Origin of the sequence: Cytobacillus sp. FSL H8-0458 (genome assembly GCF_038002165.1) — a bacterium.
Lineage (GTDB): Bacteria > Bacillota > Bacilli > Bacillales > Cytobacillaceae > Cytobacillus.
In genome coordinates this window covers 3,461,665-3,482,481 of record NZ_JBBOBR010000001.1, presented here as the reverse complement: position 1 = coordinate 3,482,481, position 20,817 = coordinate 3,461,665, and the positions used below count along the sequence as shown (strand labels likewise).

General features: G+C 44.5%; 24 protein-coding genes. 19 read left to right on the top strand and 5 right to left on the bottom strand.

Features of this window, described 5'->3' with window-relative positions; genetic code table 11:
- Positions 1-53: 53 nt before the first annotated feature.
- A complete protein-coding gene (locus tag NYE23_RS17185) occupies positions 54-563 on the bottom strand; it encodes a GNAT family N-acetyltransferase (protein WP_341079523.1) in 510 nt (169 codons plus the stop codon).
- A 78-nt stretch (positions 564-641) separates the two neighbouring features.
- Between NYE23_RS17185 and NYE23_RS17180 the strand changes: the two genes are divergently transcribed.
- On the top strand, positions 642-1,244 hold the full coding sequence (locus NYE23_RS17180; protein WP_341079522.1) for a YitT family protein: 603 nt from the start codon (positions 642-644) through the stop codon (positions 1,242-1,244).
- 205 nt (positions 1,245-1,449) lie between these two features.
- Here the strand turns inward: NYE23_RS17180 and NYE23_RS17175 are convergent, their stop codons facing one another.
- On the bottom strand, positions 1,450-2,367 hold the full coding sequence (locus NYE23_RS17175) for a DNA-3-methyladenine glycosylase family protein (protein WP_341079521.1): 918 nt from the start codon (positions 2,365-2,367) through the stop codon (positions 1,450-1,452).
- 119 nt (positions 2,368-2,486) lie between these two features.
- On the opposite strand from NYE23_RS17175, the gene NYE23_RS17170 reads away from it, so the two are divergent.
- The 9 genes from NYE23_RS17170 to NYE23_RS17130 all read left to right on the top strand — a co-directional run bounded on the left by NYE23_RS17170 (position 2,487) and on the right by NYE23_RS17130 (position 9,906).
- Entirely contained in the window at positions 2,487-3,062 is a 576-nt protein-coding gene (locus NYE23_RS17170; RefSeq protein WP_341079517.1) for a bifunctional transcriptional activator/DNA repair enzyme AdaA, read from the top strand.
- A complete protein-coding gene (locus tag NYE23_RS17165) occupies positions 3,052-3,549 on the top strand; it encodes a methylated-DNA--[protein]-cysteine S-methyltransferase (protein ID WP_341079516.1) in 498 nt (165 codons plus the stop codon). Before NYE23_RS17170 ends, NYE23_RS17165 begins: the two co-directional genes overlap by 11 nt.
- Before the next feature lie 132 nt (positions 3,550-3,681).
- Entirely contained in the window at positions 3,682-4,101 is a 420-nt protein-coding gene (locus NYE23_RS17160; RefSeq protein WP_341079514.1) for a DUF4181 domain-containing protein, read from the top strand.
- A 92-nt stretch (positions 4,102-4,193) separates the two neighbouring features.
- Positions 4,194-4,679: a nitroreductase family protein gene (locus tag NYE23_RS17155; RefSeq protein WP_341079512.1), complete on the top strand. Its 486-nt coding sequence runs from the start codon at positions 4,194-4,196 to the stop codon at positions 4,677-4,679.
- A 91-nt stretch (positions 4,680-4,770) separates the two neighbouring features.
- On the top strand, positions 4,771-5,460 hold the full coding sequence (locus NYE23_RS17150) for a response regulator transcription factor (protein WP_341079510.1): 690 nt from the start codon (positions 4,771-4,773) through the stop codon (positions 5,458-5,460).
- A 14-nt stretch (positions 5,461-5,474) separates the two neighbouring features.
- Positions 5,475-6,476 carry a sensor histidine kinase gene (locus tag NYE23_RS17145; RefSeq protein WP_341079508.1) on the top strand — a complete coding sequence of 334 codons (1,002 nt, stop codon included), beginning with the start codon at positions 5,475-5,477 and terminating at the stop codon, positions 6,474-6,476.
- Between the two features lie 87 nt (positions 6,477-6,563).
- Positions 6,564-7,328: an ABC transporter ATP-binding protein gene (locus NYE23_RS17140; RefSeq protein ID WP_341079507.1), complete on the top strand. Its 765-nt coding sequence runs from the start codon at positions 6,564-6,566 to the stop codon at positions 7,326-7,328.
- On the top strand, positions 7,303-9,165 hold the full coding sequence (locus tag NYE23_RS17135) for an ABC transporter permease (RefSeq protein WP_341079506.1): 1,863 nt from the start codon (positions 7,303-7,305) through the stop codon (positions 9,163-9,165). Before NYE23_RS17140 ends, NYE23_RS17135 begins: the two co-directional genes overlap by 26 nt.
- Before the next feature lie 540 nt (positions 9,166-9,705).
- Complete coding sequence (locus tag NYE23_RS17130) at positions 9,706-9,906, top strand: cold-shock protein (protein WP_009335135.1); 201 nt, start codon at positions 9,706-9,708, stop codon at positions 9,904-9,906.
- 103 nt (positions 9,907-10,009) lie between these two features.
- Here the strand turns inward: NYE23_RS17130 and NYE23_RS17125 are convergent, their stop codons facing one another.
- Positions 10,010-10,837 (bottom strand): MerR family transcriptional regulator, encoded by an 828-nt coding sequence (locus tag NYE23_RS17125; RefSeq protein WP_341079504.1) that lies wholly within the window; start codon positions 10,835-10,837, stop codon positions 10,010-10,012.
- A 99-nt stretch (positions 10,838-10,936) separates the two neighbouring features.
- Here NYE23_RS17125 and norA point away from each other — a divergent pair, with 99 nt between their 5' ends.
- Complete coding sequence (gene norA / locus NYE23_RS17120; RefSeq protein ID WP_341079503.1) at positions 10,937-12,112, top strand: multidrug efflux MFS transporter NorA; 1,176 nt, start codon at positions 10,937-10,939, stop codon at positions 12,110-12,112.
- A gap of 37 nt (positions 12,113-12,149) precedes the next feature.
- On the opposite strand, the gene NYE23_RS17115 is transcribed toward norA, so the two are convergent.
- Positions 12,150-12,299, bottom strand: a complete 150-nt coding sequence (locus NYE23_RS17115) for a hypothetical protein (protein WP_341079501.1) — start codon at positions 12,297-12,299, stop codon at positions 12,150-12,152.
- A 368-nt stretch (positions 12,300-12,667) separates the two neighbouring features.
- Here NYE23_RS17115 and NYE23_RS17110 point away from each other — a divergent pair, with 368 nt between their 5' ends.
- The 5 genes from NYE23_RS17110 (at position 12,668) to NYE23_RS17090 (ending at position 16,776) form a co-directional block, all read left to right on the top strand.
- Positions 12,668-13,045 carry a VOC family protein gene (locus NYE23_RS17110; RefSeq protein ID WP_341080784.1) on the top strand — a complete coding sequence of 126 codons (378 nt, stop codon included), beginning with the start codon at positions 12,668-12,670 and terminating at the stop codon, positions 13,043-13,045.
- Between the two features lie 181 nt (positions 13,046-13,226).
- Positions 13,227-13,673 (top strand): GreA/GreB family elongation factor, encoded by a 447-nt coding sequence (locus tag NYE23_RS17105; RefSeq protein WP_341079499.1) that lies wholly within the window; start codon positions 13,227-13,229, stop codon positions 13,671-13,673.
- Positions 13,674-13,859: 186 nt separating this feature from the next.
- Complete coding sequence (locus NYE23_RS17100; RefSeq protein ID WP_341079498.1) at positions 13,860-14,981, top strand: NADH-dependent flavin oxidoreductase; 1,122 nt, start codon at positions 13,860-13,862, stop codon at positions 14,979-14,981.
- Between the two features lie 185 nt (positions 14,982-15,166).
- Entirely contained in the window at positions 15,167-15,643 is a 477-nt protein-coding gene (locus NYE23_RS17095; protein WP_445662621.1) for an NUDIX hydrolase, read from the top strand.
- A 341-nt stretch (positions 15,644-15,984) separates the two neighbouring features.
- Positions 15,985-16,776: a phosphotransferase gene (locus NYE23_RS17090; RefSeq protein WP_341079495.1), complete on the top strand. Its 792-nt coding sequence runs from the start codon at positions 15,985-15,987 to the stop codon at positions 16,774-16,776.
- 155 nt (positions 16,777-16,931) lie between these two features.
- Here NYE23_RS17090 and NYE23_RS17085 read toward each other — a convergent pair whose 3' ends face one another.
- Entirely contained in the window at positions 16,932-17,549 is a 618-nt protein-coding gene (locus NYE23_RS17085) for a TetR/AcrR family transcriptional regulator (protein ID WP_341079494.1), read from the bottom strand.
- 114 nt (positions 17,550-17,663) lie between these two features.
- On the opposite strand from NYE23_RS17085, the gene kynU reads away from it, so the two are divergent.
- From kynU to kynA, 3 genes are all read left to right on the top strand, one after another.
- Complete coding sequence (gene kynU / locus NYE23_RS17080; protein ID WP_341079493.1) at positions 17,664-18,932, top strand: kynureninase; 1,269 nt, start codon at positions 17,664-17,666, stop codon at positions 18,930-18,932.
- Positions 18,929-19,558 (top strand): arylformamidase, encoded by a 630-nt coding sequence (gene kynB, locus NYE23_RS17075; RefSeq protein ID WP_341079492.1) that lies wholly within the window; start codon positions 18,929-18,931, stop codon positions 19,556-19,558. Before kynU ends, kynB begins: the two co-directional genes overlap by 4 nt.
- Positions 19,559-19,679: 121 nt before the next feature.
- Entirely contained in the window at positions 19,680-20,534 is an 855-nt protein-coding gene (gene kynA / locus NYE23_RS17070) for a tryptophan 2,3-dioxygenase (RefSeq protein ID WP_341079490.1), read from the top strand.
- Positions 20,535-20,817 lie beyond the last annotated feature (283 nt).

The window sequence follows — 20,817 nt, the reverse complement described above, 5'->3', positions numbered from 1 at the left end:
GAGGCGGGTCTGCAGCAAGTGCAGACTCGTTTTTTATTTAAGGTGGACAATTGTTACATAAATTCCATTTCATAACAGAGTTCTTCCTGCTGTGTATCTTCAAACCACTTCATGCCAGCCGCAGTCATGCCGATTTTTTCGAGCACCTTTCCGGATGCAGGGTTGGCTGGATCCACCGCCGCGGACATTTTCCGCACATTCAGGCCACTATTCCTTAAAGCGGCCACGCATGCAGCCGCAGCTTCAGCAGCATACCCCTTGCCCCAGTAATGCTGATTAAAATGATAGAGGAGCTCGACTTCGTGTTCATTTTCAGCCGGGTTAAACCCGCAAACCCCAATAAGGGCGGAGTTTTCTTTTAGCAAAACAGTATAAACAGAGTAGCCTTTTTCATTCTGCAGCCTCCGGTAAAAGTCAATGGAGTGCTGGATTCGGCTTCTTGTACTGGCGCCGCAGCAGTGTTTCATTACCTCAGGACTGCCCCAAATCTCAGAAATTGCATCCAGGTCATCGGTCTGCATGGTCCGGAGCTGGAGCCGGCCTGTTTCAAAAGTAATAGCCATTCTATCCACCTCACGCGGTTTCGTCTTCTATGAAAATATTATAAGATAGAGTGAGGAAAAAAGTTAGGAGTTTTTGTTATGCACGTACTCTATAAATCTTTGATTTTAGGAATAGCTGCCGGCATCCAGGGAATCGCGATGACCTTTTTCCTGTTTCCGCATTTTATCCCTTCCGGCGGAGCGGCGAGTCTGGCAGTTTTATTCAATTATCTATTGGACACCCCTTACTCGGTGACATTGTGGGTTTTGAATGCGGGCCTGCTGCTGGCAGCGGCCAAATGGCTCGGAAAAAGCAGTGTGTTCTGGACGCTGTTTTGTGTTTCGGTTACTTCGGTTACGATTGATTTTCTGACGCCATACATAACGGAACCGCTGAATCCGGTCTTCCTGGATCTTTTGCTTGGAGCAGCAGTCTTTGGAGTTGGAGTCGGCATCTTATTCCGGATGGGCGCTTCGTCAGGGGGCATGGATATCCTCGCGTTAATCATTTCCAAAGCAAGAGGAAGTGCGCCGGGACGGACGCTGTTTTACATAAATGGCAGTCTGCTTTTGCTTACAGGGGTTGTCGTGGACTGGAAGGTTATTGTTTATGCGGTGATCTGCCAGATGATCGGGACGCGGATGATTGATCTCATTTACAAGCTTGAATTTGATATAAGTAGTAAAAAGGCCGTTAATTGACGGCCTTTTACTGTGCTTTTGATCATTTATATAGATCAATCGGCTGCAGAAAACGGACAGGTTTCGTTATATCGGGCAAAGAGTCAAGGAGAGAGGCCGTATTTTTATTTTATCCGTCACTTTCAAAAGTAAATCGGCAAGAATTACATTTTATCTGCCACTCTGCGTCACGTTGATTTGCGGCAATGGCACATTGCAAAATAATCTAATATAATACTCTCCACAAATAAAAAGTAGCATACGCTTCCCAATTCTCCCAGCGAGCTGAATATTTCAGGATTTCCTCTCTCGCAGGTTTCCTTTCAGATCCTGTGATCACTTTAATCGCATTATGCAGTCCGACATCATCGATAGGAAAAGCGTTCGGGAAGCGCAGGCACCGCATGAGGACATAATGCGCGGTCCAGGGGCCGATGCCGCGTATTCGCGTTAGTTTTCTTTCTGCAGCTTTTACATCGCTTTTAAGCAGGTCCTCTTTCGACAGCTCGCCGTTTGCAATTAAGCGGGCTGTGTCAATCAGATATTCGCATTTTTTAACGGTCATTTTTAAGTCGGCCAGATCTTCGATGGTTAACCCGGCAATCGTTTCCGCTGCAGGGAAGAGCCAATATTTACTTCCTCCGGACTCCAGCGGCTTCCCATATTTTTCAACGAGCCTCCGCTTCAGTGTATACGCATATGTAAGGTTAATCTGCTGCCCGAGGATTCCCCAGGCCAGAGCCTCGAATAAATCGGGAATTCCCATAACTCTCAGTCCCAAAAATTGTTCAGCAGGCTTTTGCAGCAAGGGATCTGTTTTTGCCATCTCATAAAATGGGGTCAGGCTGGCTCCCAGGTCGAACCAATCATGAATATATGCCGCAATCTCCGCTTTCATTTGATGCGTGACAGGCTTATGAATCCTGACGGATAGGAACTGATCTGACTCACCGCTTATTTCTAGCAGCAGCTTTTCATCTCTGATGGAAATGGCGCGTCTAATCGTCTCGCCGGAAAACTCATAAAGGCATTCATTTGCCGAACGTGACAAGTATCGCAGGTTTTCGGAAAAGCTGAATTCAGACGGAGTGAAAAGGACCAGGCCATTTTCAGTATCTTTCCAGTTAACAAATTGAAAGCTCATTTTAATTCCCCCTTTTCTTTATTGTAAGTCCTCAGGATTACGTTATCTTGCGTTTATATATAGTAAATAGCTGATAATGAGTATTTTTTGTGTATACTTTTTAGCAGAGGTGAGCGCACTTGGCTTATGAACAGATTCCTGAAGAATACTGGACCGCAATAAAGGATTGCGACAAATCCTATGATGATCTCTTTCTTTATGGCGTTAAAACGACAGGGATATTCTGCAGGCCGTCATGCCGGTCGAGAGTCCCGAATATCGGCAATGTCTCTATTTTTAAAAATGCTGCTCAAGCACTGGCGGAAAATTTCAGGCCGTGCAAGCGCTGCAAACCGGAAGGCCTCAGCCTGCCTGCAGAAGAATGGATTAAGCAGATAACCGGGTGGATCGATCAGCATTATAAAGACCCGCTTACATTGCATCAATTGGGGGATCTGTTTCATGGAAGTCCTTATCATTTGCAGCGGGTGTTCAAAAGGGTCACCGGGAAGTCGCCTACAGAGTATTTTCAGGATATCCGGCTCGAAAAAGCTGTCCATCTGCTGGAGGCCGGCGAACAATCGGTAGCCGATGTCGGTGCATCAGCAGGATTCCCCAGCACCCCTTATTTTATCTCTTTATTTAAAAAGAAGCTGGGCACAACGCCTGCGGCATATAGAAACAAAACTAGAGAGGAGCGGAAGAATGAACATTGAATGGGCAAACCTGCAGGAAGGGGAATGGAGCCTTTATCTTGCGAAAACAGAAAAGGGTCTCTGCTATATTGGATCTGACCCGGAGTTTGAGGATTTTGAAAGATCGCTGAAAAAATATATTCCAGCTGCAGTGCTTATGGAAAATAAAGAAGCATTGCAGCCATACATGATGGAAATACTGGAATTTCTGCTGGGAAAAAGACAAGTTTTTTCAATGGACCTAGATGTAAAGGGCACTTCGTTTCAAGAAGAAGTCTGGGAGGCATTAGCACAGATTCCCTACGGAAAAACAGTCTCTTATTCGGACATTGCAGAGAAAATAAACAGGCCGCAGGCAGTCCGGGCAGCAGGGAAAGCAATCGGTGCCAATCCGCTGTTAATCGCGGTCCCATGCCATCGTGTCATCGGCAAAAATGGTGCGATAACCGGTTATCGGGGGGGCGTTGAAATGAAGCGGACTCTGCTTGAATTGGAGAAACAAGGCTGAAGAGATGCCTCTTCGGCTTTTATTTTTTCTGCAGCTGGAACATCCAAAGGTTAAAGGGAACTTTTTCCTCCCGCGTTCGTAGAAATAGACAAGAAAACACGGTGTTCGTATAAAGGCGGAGGAGGGAAGGGTATGTATGACATTGATCCAATGATCTGGCCAAAGTTATTACTCTTAGTAGCGATTGTCGGAGCATCTATGTATTTCTTCGAATTGGGTTTAAGAAAATGGCTGAAGGTTGAGAAAAAGAAATTTTTTTCATATAACCATATCAATGATAAACATAAAAAGATGGATTGGACCATTCGAATAGGGTTTTTATTGGCCATCCTGGGGGGAGGCACTTTTAACATGACGAGGGATCCGATGGAGTGGCTATGGTTTTTAGAACCATGGTTCCTGCTCTTTGTTTTTATCGGTGTTTCAGAAAGCGCCAGGGCTTTTATGGAGTGGAAATATGCCGAAAACCGCAGGGCTTATATGGTGACCATTATTCATCTAGTCTTTGTTTTAATTTTGTTATTGACAGTTATTAAAACCTGGATGCTTTAAACTTAGAATGGGGTCATCGAATAATTTTCACAGATGAAATCCAATTAATCTAGTATTATATATAGTAAAAAAACAAAAAGGGGAAATACACAGTGGATATACAGAAAATCATTACAACACGCCGCAACATAAAAAAATTTAAATCTGATAAAGTGGAGCATAGTTTAATCACATCCTGGCTGGAGGCTGCAAGCATGGCACCCAACCATAAAATGACAGAGCCATGGGAAGTATTATTTGCTGGTCCGGAAACAAGAGCCAAGCTGAATCATAAAACCGATTTCGGCGGTGCCCCTGTTGTGCTGGCGATTCTGTCCAAACATGGAGCAACAGCTCTGGAGCGAACAGAGAATATGGCTGCCGTATCCTGCTTTATCCAGAACTTCATGCTGATGGCTTGGGAATCAGGAGTGGGGACATTCTGGTCTTCTCTGGGGACTTCAGCTAAAGCCAGATTAACTTTAAATGTCTCTGATGATTACGATGTAGTCGGTATTCTGGGAGTAGGATTCCCTGAGGAAGTGCCAGAAGCGAAGGAACGTACACCGATTGACAGGAAAATAAAGCATTTATCATAAGTATTTTAATAGGGCGCCTATCCCATTGGATGGTGCTCTTTTTTTCACGTTCTCCCTATGGCATAATTCTCTAAGACAAAGGAGTGAGAGGATGCAGAAAGTATTCATTATTGAGGATGACCCGAAAATTGCGGAGCATCTGCAATCCTATATAGTGAAATATGGTTACGAGGCAGTCATGGCGGAACAGTTCGATGATGTAATGGAAGAGTTTCATAAGCAGAAACCGGATCTTGTGCTCCTGGATATTAATCTTCCGAGCTTTGATGGCTACTACTGGTGCAGGCAAATCCGCAAGGAGTCGATTTGTCCTGTTATTTTCATTTCCGCGAGGGTAGGGGAGATGGACCAGGTAATGGCGCTTGAAAATGGCGGCGATGATTTTATCACGAAGCCGTTTCACCCGGAAATTGTGATGGCGAAAATCCGCAGCCAGATGCGACGGGCTTACGGGGAATATGCCTTACAGGCAAAGGAACGGATTATTGAAACACAGGGATTAAAGCTGTTTCCGGAAAGACTGGAACTCACATTTCATGATAAAACGGTCCAGCTGTCTAAAAAAGAAGCGGATATAATCGAAAGTCTCCTGGAGCGGCACCCGCGTGTGGCCGGGCGTGAGGATCTTCTTGAAAAGCTGTGGGATGAGCAGGTTTATGTGGATGAAAATACACTGAATGTAAATATTGCAAGGGTAAGAAAAAAATTGGAGGCAATTGGGCTTTCAGGAGCGGTCGAAACCGTGAGAGGGGCAGGCTATCGTTTGATTGTTACCTGGTGAAAGGCTGGAGAGACATGAAATTATTTTTTAAAGAGCACGCGCTATTAATTGCTATACAGATTGTTCAATTTTTTGTGGTTCTGGCTATTTACTGGCTTGATGGCTATCAGCGTCTATTGCCGGCTCTCTATGGCATATTTCTCGGACTATTCTTTCTTACTGCTTACCTTGCCTACCACTATTTTAGCCGCCGCAAGTTTTATAAGAGGCTGACAAATGAGCTTTCTTCTCTTGACGATTCCTTTCAAACAACAGAAAACTCCCCCATCTCCATGGCGCTTGATGAACTGCTGAAGGCCCAGTATAAACACTATCAAACGAGAATTAAAGCGCTGGAATCCAGGCAGGATGAGCACCTGAAGTTCATGGATCAATGGGTCCATCAGATGAAAACACCGCTTTCTGTCATTGAGCTGATTGCACAAAACCTGGATGAACCGGATTCATCAAGCATCCGGGAAGAAACAGACAGGATGAAAACGGGCTTGAACACCATCCTCTATATGGCGAGACTCCGGACAATCGAACAGGATTTTCATATCAAACCTGTACACTTGTCGAAAATCATTCATGAAGTAAATGGTGAAAACAAGCGATTTTATATCCGAAACGGGGTATATCCGAATCTTTTGCAGGAAAAAGAAAACATAATCGTAGAGACAGATGAGAAATGGCTGTTCTTTATACTTTCTCAGCTGATCCATAATGCGGTCAAGTATTCCAGGGGAAAGACCAGCAGGGTTGATATTTCCGTCTATGAAAAAGACGGGGAAGCCGTCTTAGAAGTGAAGGATTTTGGCGCCGGCATCCCAGAGGCGGACAAGCGCCGTGTGTTTGAACCTTTTTATACCGGTGAAAATGGGCGGAAATTCAGAGAGTCCACAGGTATGGGTCTTTACTTGACGAAGGAGGCGGCCGATTACCTTGGCCATCGGATTGAACTGGAATCCACATTTGGAGAAGGGTCTCTTTTCCGGCTGATTTTCGGAAAGACACAGAACCTTACAACCTTGTAAGGTAAGTGAAAGAAAAATCGATTTTTGGAACTGGGATTAGACGGTATACTGATCACAAGTCACCAGAATGTGAAAGGAGAACTTGTGATGCTAAAAGTAAAACAGGTAAGCAAGATATATGAAGGAAAAATTGCCTATCGTGCGTTAACGGATATTAACTTAACCATTGAAGAAGGTGAATTTGTGGGAATTATGGGTCCTTCGGGAAGCGGGAAAACGACGCTGCTGAACATGATTGCCACCATTGATGAACCGACAACAGGGGAAATCCTGATTAATGAAAGAAATCCCCATGTCTTAAAAAAAGACGAGCTGGCTCAATTCCGGCGCCGTGAACTGGGATTTGTATTCCAGGACTTCAACCTGCTTCATACCTTGACGGTTGAAGAAAATATGGTCCTTCCGCTGACATTGGACGGAAAAAAAGTGAAGGAAATGAAGGAAAAAGCGCATCAAATTGCTGAAAAACTGGGGATTACCGGCATTATGAATAAACGGACGTATGAAATTTCCGGGGGACAGGCACAAAGAGCTGCTGTGGCAAGAGCGATGATTCATACTCCAAAGCTGCTATTGGCAGATGAACCGACAGGTAATCTGGATTCCAAGTCTTCCAAGGATGTAATGGAAATGCTTGAATCGATTAATAAAACGGAGAAGACCACCATGATGCTTGTCACACATGATGCCCAGGCGGCAAGCTATTGCAACCGGGTCATTTTCATCCGGGACGGAAAATTCTATTCGGAGATACACCGCGGCGATAACCGCCAGGCCTTTTTCCAAAAGATTATCGATACACTTTCACTGCTGGGAGGGGATGCACATGACCTTTCGTCAGTTCGCGTTTAATAACGTCATCCGCAACAAACGGCTGTATGCAGCCTATTTTCTCAGCAGTTTATTTACGGTCATGGTCTTCTTTACCTTCTCAATTTTTGCGAATCATCCTGCATTAAGCGGGGAAGCGATGAACTCAACCGTCACAAAGGGAATGAATGCAGCTGCCGGAATTATCTATGTGTTTTCGTTCTTTTTTGTTTTGTATTCGATGAGCTCATTTTTGCAGTCCAGGAAAAGAGAATTCGGCTTATTGATGATTCAGGGCATGAGCATGAAACAAATCCGCCTTATGGTCTTTTTGGAAAATATGCTGATTGGCTTATTGGCAACCGTGGGCGGTATTCTCCTGGGCCTTGTGTTTGCAAAAGGGATTTTGCTGCTGGCTGAGAATGTGCTGATTATTGAACGTACGCTTTCTTTTTATTTTCCGGTGAAAGCCATTCTGGTTACCTTTATATCTTTCATCATTTTATTTTTCTTTATTTCCTTGTTTGTCACGTATGTTCTGCGCAGCAAAAAGCTGATTGAATTAATTAAAGGAAATAAGATGTCAAAGGGTGAGCCGAAAGCGAATCTTTTCTTAACGTTGCTGGCTGTTCTTTTATTAGGAGCGGGGTATGCAGTCGCTTTACTCGCAAAAGGTGTGATGGTAGTAGCGGCCATGGTGCCGGTAATCATCGTTGTCAGCATTGGGACCTACCTGCTATTTACGCAATTAAGCGTGTTTATCATTAGGAGATTAAAGAAGAATGAGAGTGTTTTCTGGTTTAAGACCAATATGCTGCTGTTTTCCGATTTAGCCTTCCGCATGAAGGATAATGCGCGGACTTTTTTTATGGTGGCAATGGTTTCTACAGTTGCCTTCAGTGCAATCGGCACACTGTTTGGATTTCAGACCGTTTTGACCTCCAGCATAAAAAATCAAAATGCCACAACGTTTTCTTATAAAACGAGTGAAGATCAAGAAGAGAAGAATGTTGCGGCTATCAACCGAATATTAAAGGAAGAAAACATTGAAACTGAATCGGCGCATACTGTTTTAAAGAGTTTTGAAGTGGGCGGAAGTTCCACTCAGATTGCCAGCCAATCCGATTTTAACCGTTTTGCCTCCCTTATTGGCGAAGATCCCGTTTCTTTAAAAGAAGGACAAGTTGTGGTAGTGGAGTATGAAGGCACCAACTTTGGGCAATCGAAGGACCTCCTGAATGAAACCATTACACTGACGTCCGGCACAGTTTTGAAACCGAAAGAAGCTATTCAATCGAAAGCCCTGCCGGCAATAGATTCCTATTTTATCATGTCTGATGAAGACTTTAAAAACCTTCCTGAACCGACTTGGAAAGAAAGCTATTACGCCTGGCAGGCAACAGATGGGGAAGAAAGGGTTATGTCTGCCTCTGAAAAGCTGTACAAGGAACTGCCTAGATATGAGATCACATCAGTGGAGTATGAAATATATGAGATTATGAAAGGCTACGGCCCTATTTTATTTATCGGCCTGTTTATCGGAATTGTCTTTTTCGTCTCTGCCGGCAGCTTCCTGTACTTCCGTCTTTACATGGATCTGGATGAAGACAAACAAAAATTCAGATCGATATCCAAAATGGGGCTGACCGGGAAAGAGCTGAAAAAGGTCTTAAACAGACAGACCATGATTCTGTTTTTCGCACCGATCCTCGTCGCTCTTATCCATGGTGCTGTAGCCCTGACTGCCTTATCAAACCTGTTCTACTTTAACCTGTTTACAGAATCAGTCGCTGTTCTGAGTGTTTTCTTGGCCATCCAGGTTGTTTATTTCTTCATTGTGCGATTTTTCTATACGAAGCAAATACAGGGGTCGATTTAAAAGGATCAAGGGTTAGATTGAATCTTGCCCTTTGTTTTTTTGAGAATTTTGTTGAAGTCTGGGCTACTTCAGACAGAAAAGGGAAAATCCCGTCGGCAGAGTCCGAACTAACCTGGGTCAACTTAGGACAGAATAGGCGGGAGAGCGCCAGTTAGAGTCCGAACCCGGAGCCAGTTCGGACACAGAAAGCGGGAACCGAGGATTTAGAGTCCGAACCCGGGTCGACTTCAGACAGAGAAAGCAGGGAACCTTGATTTTGAGTCCGAATTCGGATCAACATCGGACACAGAAAGCGGAAACCGAGGATTTTGAGTCCGAACCCAAACCTGCGACACTCCAGGGGGGAGTGCCTGAATCCAGTGTTCTAAATTGAATAAATTATTGTGTTCCTTGCATATAATTCTGAAAAGTGTTATGCTTATTAAGAATTATTTTTGTTCGGTGTAAAGGATAGTTTGAGTAAAAACTTTACGTCTTGATGATCACTGAGAGCAAGGATAGTAACACAATGTGTGGTTTACACACGAGGAGGCAACAAACATGGAAAACGGTAAAGTAAAATGGTTTAACAGTGAAAAAGGCTTCGGATTCATCGAGCGTGAAGGTGGAGAAGACGTATTCGTTCATTTCTCAGCTATCCAAGGCGAAGGCTACAAATCTCTAGAAGAAGGTCAAGAAGTGACTTTCGACGTTGAGCAAGGCCAGCGTGGAGCTCAAGCAGCTAACGTTCGCAAAGCTTAATCTTAAACCAAACTCAGGGCAGGCTCATTATGAGCCTGTTTTTTTGTTGAACATGTGGAACCCCGCTCACCAATGAGCAGGGCACATTAAAGATTGGCAAATCCTATTCCCGGTCAACCTCCATCATAATTTTCGTAACATAATGCTCCTTATCATTCCGGACAACAGTATCATAAATGTACTCTTCAAATACATGCTCTCCGAGGGTTAAACCGAGCCGTTCCATCTCTGAAAAAAGCCGCTTATAGGTATCACCGATCGTTTTTTCGCTCCCAATATGATAGCCGATGAGGAAGTCCCCCTTTACAGCCCGAAAATAGGGGTGGCCTTCCTTTGGATTGGGCTGCTCGATATACAAATAGCTGTAATTGGCGTATTCCCCCTTCAGCACCTGCTCACGCTTCGTTATGGACCCGATCGGATAGCCTGAATCAAGCTGCGAGATCTGCAATTCATTAATAAAATCCGAGATGACCTCTAAAAATTCTTCGTCCGATATATTTTGAATGTTTCTGCTTAAATAAAGGGTTGCTTCCGGCAAACGCTGAAGCGTAATCCGGTTAAAATCAAGGTGGGAGGCTTCTTCCATTATGGCTATTTTGGCTTCAATCATTTTCTCCTTCATTTCGATTTCCTGACGCTTCTTTACAATCTCTTCTTTTTTCCGGTACATGATGGATAAAAAGCTTTCGGGCGATTTATTTTGCATGTATTGCTGTATATCGTTAAGCGACATGCCAAGATCCTTCAATAAATCAATCACAAAAAATAACTCTAATTGATGAATGGAATAATAGCGGTATCCTTTTTCATTTTTCATGACCGGTGACAAAATTCCGATCTGGTCGTAATAAAAAATGGTCTGCTTGTTAACCTTGCAAAGCTTTGCAAATTCACCTGTCGTTAAATATTTGCCGTCTTTTTTACTCATTTTTTACATCACTGCCCTTGACTATATAGTTACTATATACACTAGGATAGATCGTATATATAAATCAAGTTTGACTGTTTTGTAAGGAGCATGATATAGATGAAAATCACATTAGGATTATTATTGACGAATTTATTCATTGCCTTTTTGGGAATCGGCCTGGTCATTCCTGTCCTGCCTACGCTGATGAATGAATTAGGCATAACAGGCACAACGATCGGCTATTTGACAGCCGCATTTGCCTTAGCCCAGCTGATTGTTTCCCCGTTTGCAGGGAGAGCAGCCGATAAATGGGGCAGGAAAATCATGATTGTCACCGGCCTGTTTATTTTCGGCCTATCAGAATTCTTATTCGGGATCGGCAAAGAAATCGAGGTTCTGTTCGTTTCGCGGATTTTAGGCGGGATTAGTGCGGCCTTTATTATGCCGGCCGTTACAGCTTTTATTGCGGACATTACCACGACTGAAACCCGCCCGAAGGCACTCGGGTATATGTCAGCGGCCATCAGCACCGGTTTTATCATCGGTCCAGGCATTGGCGGATTTTTAGCAGAGTTTGGAACGCGGGTGCCATTTTTCTTTGCAGGGGGACTTGGTGCGCTTGCAGCTGTGCTTTCCCTGATTTTATTAACAGAGCCTGAGCGCAATGAGGAAAATAATGAAGGAGCCGAAGCAGGAAAGAGCGGCTTCAGACGGGTGATGGAGCCAAAGTACCTCCTTGCCTTTATTCTGATTTTTATTGCCTCATTCGGACTTGCTGCTTTTGAATCCTTCTTTAGCTTATTTGTCGATCACAAGTTTGCCTTTAAACCAGCGGATATTGCTATTGTCATAACGGGCGGAGCCATTTTTGGCGCTGTATCACAAATCCTGCTATTTGACCGCCTCACCCGAATATGGGGTGAAATCAAACTGATCCGCTACAGCTTATTATTATCCGGCCTGCTTGTGTTTTTAATGACCGTTGTTCATTCCTATTTTGCGATACTGCTCGTAACCTTCATTGTGTTTGTAGGATTCGATTTATTCCGTCCGGCCATCACTTCCTATCTTTCCAATATCGCCGGCAATGAACAGGGCTTTGTGGGCGGAATGAATTCGATGTTTACAAGCCTCGCGAATATCAGCGGACCTATTATAGGAGGGATGCTGTTTGATATCGATATTAACTACCCTTACTATTTCGCAGCTATCGTCACTGCCTTGGGGATCGGTTTAACCCTTGTGTGGAAAAAGCCTGCAGAGAAGGCATCCAAAATGGTGAAGGCAATATAAAAGAGTGAATTAACGTTTAATTCACTCTTGCCCATCATTACTGTTTAGCTCCATTTTCCGGGTAGGGCTGGCCGTACCCTTCCACATTCCCCGCACGTTCTTTTTCATATTCTGATCCTGAACCCTGACGGTTTACTGCTGCGGAATTTGTTTGCTGTTTCTCTGATTTATTGTTTTGACGCGGCAAATCCTTCACCTCCCATACACAATTAGAGTGCTTAAAATTTGGGAAAGTATTCAGAGTGGGTTCGGTCTTCCTGTTCAGACAGTACAAGGGGAAATCGGTTCAGGCGAGTCTGAAGCCGGGCTGCCTTCTGACAGGAGAAGCGGGCAAGCCGTGAGAAGAGTCTGAACCAGGCTCAACTTCGGACCTAAGAAGCGCGACCACAAGAGAACAAGTCCAAACCGAACGTTCCTGCAAAAGCAGGAGCGTTTTTTCTTGCAGAGATGAACAGATAGTCTGATTTAAAAAGGAAAAATAATACAAAAGAGAGAAGTAATAAGATGGCTAAGGAAGTAGGTAAATATCATTCAAATTTAAAAGGAGAGATTTTAATGGGCAAGCCGCTGCTGACAGGCGTTGAAGGAATCTTTATACCGGTCAAAAACCCGGAGCTATCAGCAAGATGGTATGGAGAAATACTGGGATTTCAGCTGGTTTACATGGAAAAAGAGGCAGCTGTCATGCGGATTGGAGAACATGCGCAAACTGTCGTCTGCCTTGTCAGAACCAATCCTCATCAGCCGATGAAATTTCCAGAAAATGATTTTGGCGTGGGAAAATATTATAATTTCATTCCTGAAGATATTGAAGAAACTCATAAGCTTTTACTTGAGAAGGGTGTAAACGTAAATCCAATCGGCGGGGAAGGGACCACGAGATTTTTTACATTCTTTGATCCTGATGGGAATCCGCTCGGGGTTTGCCAATAATCGCGTAAGTTAGCTGGCTTTTCAGGTATCAATATGCTATGTTGTAAATATATAGTAGACCTTTCTTTTATAAATGGGAAAGGTCTGCTTTTTATATATTCAAAAAAGGATGGTGCATGGAAAATGACAGTAAAATTGAAGTTTTGCAGGGTGTTTGATCCGAGCAGGGGGGTTATCTATTATGAACCATAGTCTTGAGGCTCTCTCTGAGAAAGAATTCTTTGTTAGACAGCTGACGTATATTGATGAAAATCATCAGGACTTGAATGGACTTTACCTTTCTTCTACTCCGCTAAAGGAGCGAAGAAAGGATTTTCTCAGTATTTATGTAAGGGAAGTAGAGCAATACATTGATCTTTGTAATCAAGCGCCGGCGGAACAACCTTTGCGGAAAGTATTGATTGGAACAAAGGTAACCGTTTTATTTGACGGGGAGGACGATCGGGAAGTTTATCATATTTGCCTCCCGGAAGAGTCGGACCCTGATAATGGCTGTATCTCGTTCCTGTCTCCGGTAGGCAGGCAGCTTTTGTTAAGAAATCTGGGAGAAAAAACATCACTTATGATCCCAAGCGGCCAGCTGGACGTGGTCATCGAAAATATATCCTGGGACCAGGGGGCAGGCTGAACGCCAAGGAAGAGAAGCAGAGGGAGGGACAAGGGACTTGTCCCTCTGTTCTTTTTGGAACGCTGCGATTCAAATAATTGACTTCCTAAACTGTAACATATAACATTACAGTATCGTTTTGCAGTCAGTTTATTTTGTGTAAAAAATATACAAACTAGGGTTGAACGAAATAGAGGAGTGATTTATATGAATCCAAGCTATAAACCGTTATTAGAATCTCTTCAGTTAAAAAATAATGTCGAGTTAAAAAACAGGCTGGTCCTGGCGCCGATGACGAATTTCGCTTCCCATCCGGATGGAACGGTGTCAGATGCCGAGATCGATTATTATGTACGACGCTCCAAAGGGGCTGGAATGGTGATTACAGCCTGTACAAATGTGACAGCCAGCGGAAAGGGATTCCATGGTGAATTCGGCGGCGACCATGACGGGATGATTCCAAGTCTTTCAAGGCTGGCAACAAGCATAAAAGAGCAGGGTGCCAAAGCCGTTCTTCAGATCTTTCATGGCGGGAGGGAATGTCCTCCAGAGCTTGTACCAAATGGCGAAACAGTCAGTGCCAGTGCGGTTGCATCTGAAGGTAGCGGCAACACGCCAAGAGAACTGACGGAAAAGGAAGTGGAGGATATCATTGCCGCTTTCGGAGAGACTGCCCGCCGGGCTATCCAGGCAGGCTATGATGGCGTTGAAATCCATGGTGCCAATGGCTATTTAATTCAGCAGTTCTTTTCTCCGCATTCAAATCGCCGTGAGGACCGATTCGGAGGCAGCCTTGAGAATCGTATGACGTTCCCTCTTGCTGTAGTAGATGCAGTGCAAAAAGCGGTAAAAGAACATGCAAAAGAGCCATTCATTGTCGGATACCGTTTTTCTCCGGAAGAGCCAACTGAGCCAGGGATCACTATGGACGATACTCTTCAACTGGTGGATGTGCTATCAGATAAAGGGCTGGACTACCTTCATGTCTCTCTGATGGACTTCTGGTCCAAACCAAGACGCGGTGCTGATGAGGCTAAGCCAAGAATTCAGCATTTATTAGAAAAGATCAATAACCGCGTACCGCTAATCGGAGTCGGATCGATTCATACCCCTGAAGAAGCCGCCAAGGCACTGGAAGCAGGAGTGGCTATGATCGCCCTTGGCCGGGAGCTGATTATGGAGCCGGATTGGGTGCAGAAGGTGCAGGAAGGAAAAGAATCTGAAATTGCTGTCACATTATCTAAAAAGGATCAGGAAAAACTGGTTATTCCGGATCCGCTCTGGCAGGCAATTGTGAACACTCCAGGGTGGTTTCCGGTTGTGGACTAAGTAATTCGAATTTCGCGAGAGAAATAAAAAGGGGGACTGCCGTTTGCATAGGGCAGTCCTTTTTGTTATACAGGAAAATGGAAGAGTGCTGTTGACTGCGGGGATTTTGCAGATAAAAAAGGAATCCAGCACAGTTTTCAGGAATATGTAAGGTGGGACAAGAGGACAGGTTTATTGGCCTATCAATGGAACAGAGGGGGCTAAGGAAAGTGGAATACTATAAATATCTCAGACAGTATGTAGGGCATAGACCCATTATTCTTCCGGGTTCAGTTGTGATTATTTTGAATGAGCGAAATGAAGTGTTATTGCAAAAAAGGCATGATGGCAGCTGGGGGCTGCCTGGCGGGCTGATGGATTTGGGGGAAAGCTTTGAGGAAACAGCCAAAAGAGAAGTTTTTGAAGAGACAGGATTGGCAGTGGAGAACCTAAAGCTGCTGAATGTATTTTCAGGTTCCGAGTACTACTTAAAAGTTCAAAATGGTGACGAGCTTTATTCCGTAACAGCCCTTTATTTTACAAAAGAGGTAAGTGGAGAACTTAAGGCAGATAATAGTGAGTCGGTAGATTTGCGTTATTTTGCACTGACTAACTTGCCCGATGGATTAACAGGTGAATACAGGGGCTTCATTGAGGAATATACTGAATATAAGAAAGGCTAACAGAATCGCTCTGAATAATCATAAAAGTAGATAAGTTTTCTATCATTAGATATCATTCCATGGTAAAATCTATTTTTAGAGATGTAAAGAAAGGGGAATCGATTTTACACATGTGGAATAACTTGAAATGATTCATTAATTGGATAGAGACAGGCGGCGGTCCTTGATTTGTAAGGATGCGTTTATTTGTCTATCTGAAAATCATTCAAGGGATACATGGTGTGGACAATTAAATTCCCATTGCCAAGCAGATGCCTTTCGCAGCTCTGCTTTTATTTTTGGGTAAAAATACATCTCTATTGACACAGATACTGGGTCCCTATATTATTGGGGGAATTTTAATGAAGAATCAAAACGAAGAGCTGCTGACAGGAGGGAATGTCTCTCGCGTCTATCGTTCCGGAGATACTATCCGGCGTGAACTGAAGCCGGACAGTCCCAGAATTCACCGTTTACTAAAGCATTTGGAAAGCAAAGGTTTCAGCTATGCGCCAAAGTTTCTGGGAATGGACGACAAAGGCAGAGAAATCTTATCATTTATTGAAGGTAAAGCGGGTAATTACCCTTTAAAAGAATACATGTGGTCCAATGATGTTTTAAAAGAAATAGCGAAGATGCTCCGGCACTATCATGATGCGGTGAGTGATTTTCCTATATCGAGTGAATGGAAGCCATTAGACAATACTCCAGCTAACCAGGAGGTTGTCTGTCACAATGATTTTGCCATTTACAATATTATTTTCAGTCATAAAAAGCCTGCAGGCATTATCGATTTTGACCTTGCGGCTCCGGGTCCAAGACTGTGGGAAATAGCGTATGCTCTTTATACCTGCGTTCCATTAAGCAGGCATTATCATACCGAAGCAGGCGAAGCCGTTCATTATAATCCATTCCTTGATGCCAGCCGAATAAGACAAAGAGTTAGTTTGTTTTTTGAATCCTACGGTATGGAGGAAATAGAAGAAGACTATGTGGAGATGGTAATGCTCCGGTTAGAAGGATTATGTCAGTACATGAAAAGGAAAGCCGGTGAAGGTGACGCTGCTTTTCAAAAAATGCTGGATGAAGGCCACTATGAACACTATCAAAAAGATATTGAATTCATTCGTCAGCACGGGAAAGAGTGGATTTAAGGGGGGGGGGCAGTTTCACTGGCCCACTAAAGATTATGATTGGAACAGAGGGATCTGTCCCTCCCTTCCGAAAGATTCGGAAGTGGTTTTGAAATAGAAAAAAGGTGTCTTTCCCTTAAGGAGAGGCACCTTTTTTAGGACCATAAATGTTCGCTTTATTCGTACAATCCGCCTGTATACATCCTCGTCAGGTTCACAATCACTTCATCCATCTGATACTTCTCCTTGTTCATCACCAGCTCCCACATGAACATTTCATTCGAATAGAACCAGCCTCTCGCGGTGAGAGCCGGGTCAAGGTTCTCTTTGGCAAGCTTTTGTGACTGGGCGTAGCGGATGTCGACTGAAATCCGTTCGATGAAGCGTTCACGGATTCCATACCATTTTTCCTCTATCTCAGGAGAAATGCCGATTGCCTCTTTTACGACCTTCATCATTTCCCGCTCATCCAAAGCCAGCTGCAGAAACAGTCTGACCTGCTTCTTAATATTTTCGTAGGCCTCTTCTTTGGCCTGCGGCTTAAAGGGCATCTCTGCCACTTGGTAAAATTGGTTCATGAGATCTTCCATTAAGGTAATGAAAAGCTCGTCTTTATTTTTAAAATAGACGTACGCCGTGCCATAGCCTGTTTGTGCTTTTTTGATCACTTGTGAGATGGTCGCTTTTTGAAAGCCATTTTCGAGAAAAACTTCTTTACCGGCTTGGAGAAGCTTTTGGCGTGTTTTCAGGGCCTGCTGCTGCCTCGCCGGCAATTGATCTATGGAATTTTTCATCTAGTTCATTCCTTTTTATATTTTCTAATATTACTGACATTATATCATTGACATAGTGTCAATCAAACAATATAATTTTCGTAAATAATAAATATTCTGAAAGGTTGGAAATATATGGATATTACAAAAGAGTATGCAATCAGACTTGATGAACAAAATGACCTGTCCTGCCGGGAAGAGTTTTATATAAAAGAAGATGGAATTTATCTGGATGGCAATTCACTTGGCCTGCTTTCGAAGAGGGCGGAAAAATCGCTGCTCGATCTGCTGGATTCCTGGAAGCATCATGCCATTGACGGCTGGACAGAAGGGGACAATCCCTGGTTCTATCTATCTGAAGAACTGGGTAAAGAGCTGGCGCCAATCGTTGGGGCAAATCCGGAGGAAGTGGTTGTAAGCGGTTCCACAACTGTTAACCTTCACCAGCTTGTATCGACTTTTTATAAGCCGGAAGGTAAAAGAACAAAGATTTTAGCGGATGAACTCAATTTTCCAAGTGATATTTATGCGCTGCAAAGCCAGGTGAAGCTGAAGGGCTATGATCCTGATGAGCATCTTGTCCGGGTGAAAAGCGCGGATGGCCATACATTGAGAGAAGAGGACATTGTCGCGGCTATGACGGATGAAATCGCGCTGATTGTCCTGCCGGGCGTTCTTTATCGAAGCGGCCAGGTGCTGGATATGGAGTATTTGACTGATGAGGCGCATAAGCGCGGGATTGAGATCGGCTTTGATCTATGCCATTCGGTTGGATCTGTCCCCCATTCCCTGAGTGATTGGGATGTCGATTTCGCGTTCTGGTGCAACTATAAGCATCTGAATGGCGGTCCAGGCTCAACGGGCGGGCTGTTTGTGAACAAGCGCCACTTTGGAAAGGTTCCGGGACTTTCCGGCTGGTTCAGTTCCCGCAAGGATAAGCAGTTTGATATGGAACATGTGCTGACTGCGGCTGAGGATGCAGGCGCCTACCAGATCGGTACGCCGAATATTTTCAGCATGGCGCCGATTATTGGCTCATTAAGCATGTTTAATGAAGTCGGCATGGAACGAATCCGTGAAAAATCTCTTCAGCTGACAGGCTATATGATCGAGCTGATTCAGCAAGAGCTTGAAGGACATGGCCTTGTCCTGCGCAATCCGCTTGATGAAAAGAAGCGGGGCGGCCATATTTATCTGGAACACCCGGAAGCAGCAAGGATCTGCAAGGCGCTGAAAGCAGAAGGAGTCATCCCGGATTTCCGGGCGCCAAATGGAATCCGCCTGGCGCCGGTTGCACTATACAACACGTTTGAAGATGTGTGGAAAACCGTGCAAATTTTAAAAGGCATCATGGAAGAGGAAAAATATAAACAATTCGAAAATAAGCGGGGAGTCGTAGCATGACGAAAAAGGGGTGGATCGATATATCTCAGCCGCTGACTAACGGCATTGCCCACTGGCCCGGCGATACCCCGTTCAGCTATGAAACGGCTTTTACAAAAGAACAAACCGGCTCAGTCAATATCGGACGGATTACGACCAGCCTGCATACCGGCACCCATATTGATGCGCCGTTCCATTTTAATGATGAAGGCGAAAAGATTCTGGATCTGGACATTGAGCTATATATCGGACCAGCGAGGGTGATCGATGTATCTGGGTATGAAAAGGTGGATTCGGAGGTTCTGAAAGTATTTGATCTCGAAGGCGCAGAACGCGTGCTGCTCAGGACCTCGGTTCCGAATGATTCGGAAGTGTTTCCGAATCGGATTCCTGAATTGACGGAGGATATGGCAGACTACCTTGGCAGCAAAGGAGTGCGCCTGCTCGGAGTGGATGTGCCATCTGTCGATCAGCTCAACAGCAAAGAGATGGAAACGCACCATGCCTTATATCGGAATGGCATTCATATACTGGAAAATATCATGCTTGATGAGGTAGAAGAAGGAAGTTATGAACTAATTGCTTTGCCGCTCCCGATCAAAGACGGAGACGGCAGCCCGGTACGGGCGGTTATTCGCCGGATTTAGGCGGGGGGACGGCCGAAATTATCGGCCAATTTCCAGATACTTCGGTCAGTCGCTGATATACCTGATCTCAGAATCAGGCCGAATCGAGAACGAAAAGAACCAATTCCAAGGAGGAACCCACATGATCAACGAAAAACACCAGGACGTAAACGCAACAACCTCTGAAAAGAGCATTCATACAGACTTTACCAATAACATGACTTACGGAGAATACCTTCAGCTTGATAAAATCTTATCCGCGCAAAACAGGCTTTCCGGCCATCATGATGAGATGCTGTTCATCGTCATCCACCAGGTGAGCGAGCTGTGGATGAAGCTGATTCTTCATGAAATGGGCGCAGCCATCGAATCAATTGAAAACAATGATTTATCCACAGCACAGAAAAGATTGTCACGCGTTTCGAAGACGCAATCGCAGATTATCCAGGCATGGGATGTGCTGTCCACTATGACACCTTCCGAATATATGGAGTTCCGTGATTCACTTGGCCAGGCATCTGGCTTCCAATCCTACCAGTATCGTATGGTAGAATTTGCGTTAGGCTACAAAACGGAGCATGTTCTGAAAATCTATCAAAAAGATCCCGAGCTGCATGCAAGATTAACAGAAGCATTCGAAAGACCTGGCCTTTACGATGTAGCCATCCGTGCGCTTCACAAAGCCGGATTGCCAATTGATGAAGACATTCTGAACAGAGATGTAACCAGAACCTACAAAGAAAATGATTCTGTCCGTTCAGCCTGGATGACTGTGTATAAAAATCCTGAAAAGTATTGGGAGTTATACGAGCTTGCGGAAAAACTTGTGGATATCGAAGACTGGCTCCAGCAGTGGCGCTTCCGCCATATGAAAACGGTCGAAAGAATCATCGGCTTCAAGATGGGCACAGGCGGTTCATCCGGTGTCGGCTATCTGAAAAAAGTGCTGGACCAGCGCTTCTTCCCTGAACTTTGGGATATCCGTACAGAGCTGTAATCTCTCGGGGTAACTTCGGACAGAAGCGGTGAAAAGCCGTTGGCTGAGTCTGAACCCGGATCAACTTCGGACACAACCAGCTGAAAACCCTGAGGCAGAGTTCGAACCCGGATCAACTTCAGACACAATCAGCGAAAAAACCGCAATGAGAGTCGGAACCCGGTTCAACTTCGGACGCAACCAGCGGAAAAACCGGAGTCAGAGTCCGAACCCGGACCAACTTCAGACACAATCAGCGAAAAAACCGCAATGAGAGTCGGAACCCGGTTAAACTTTAGACTCA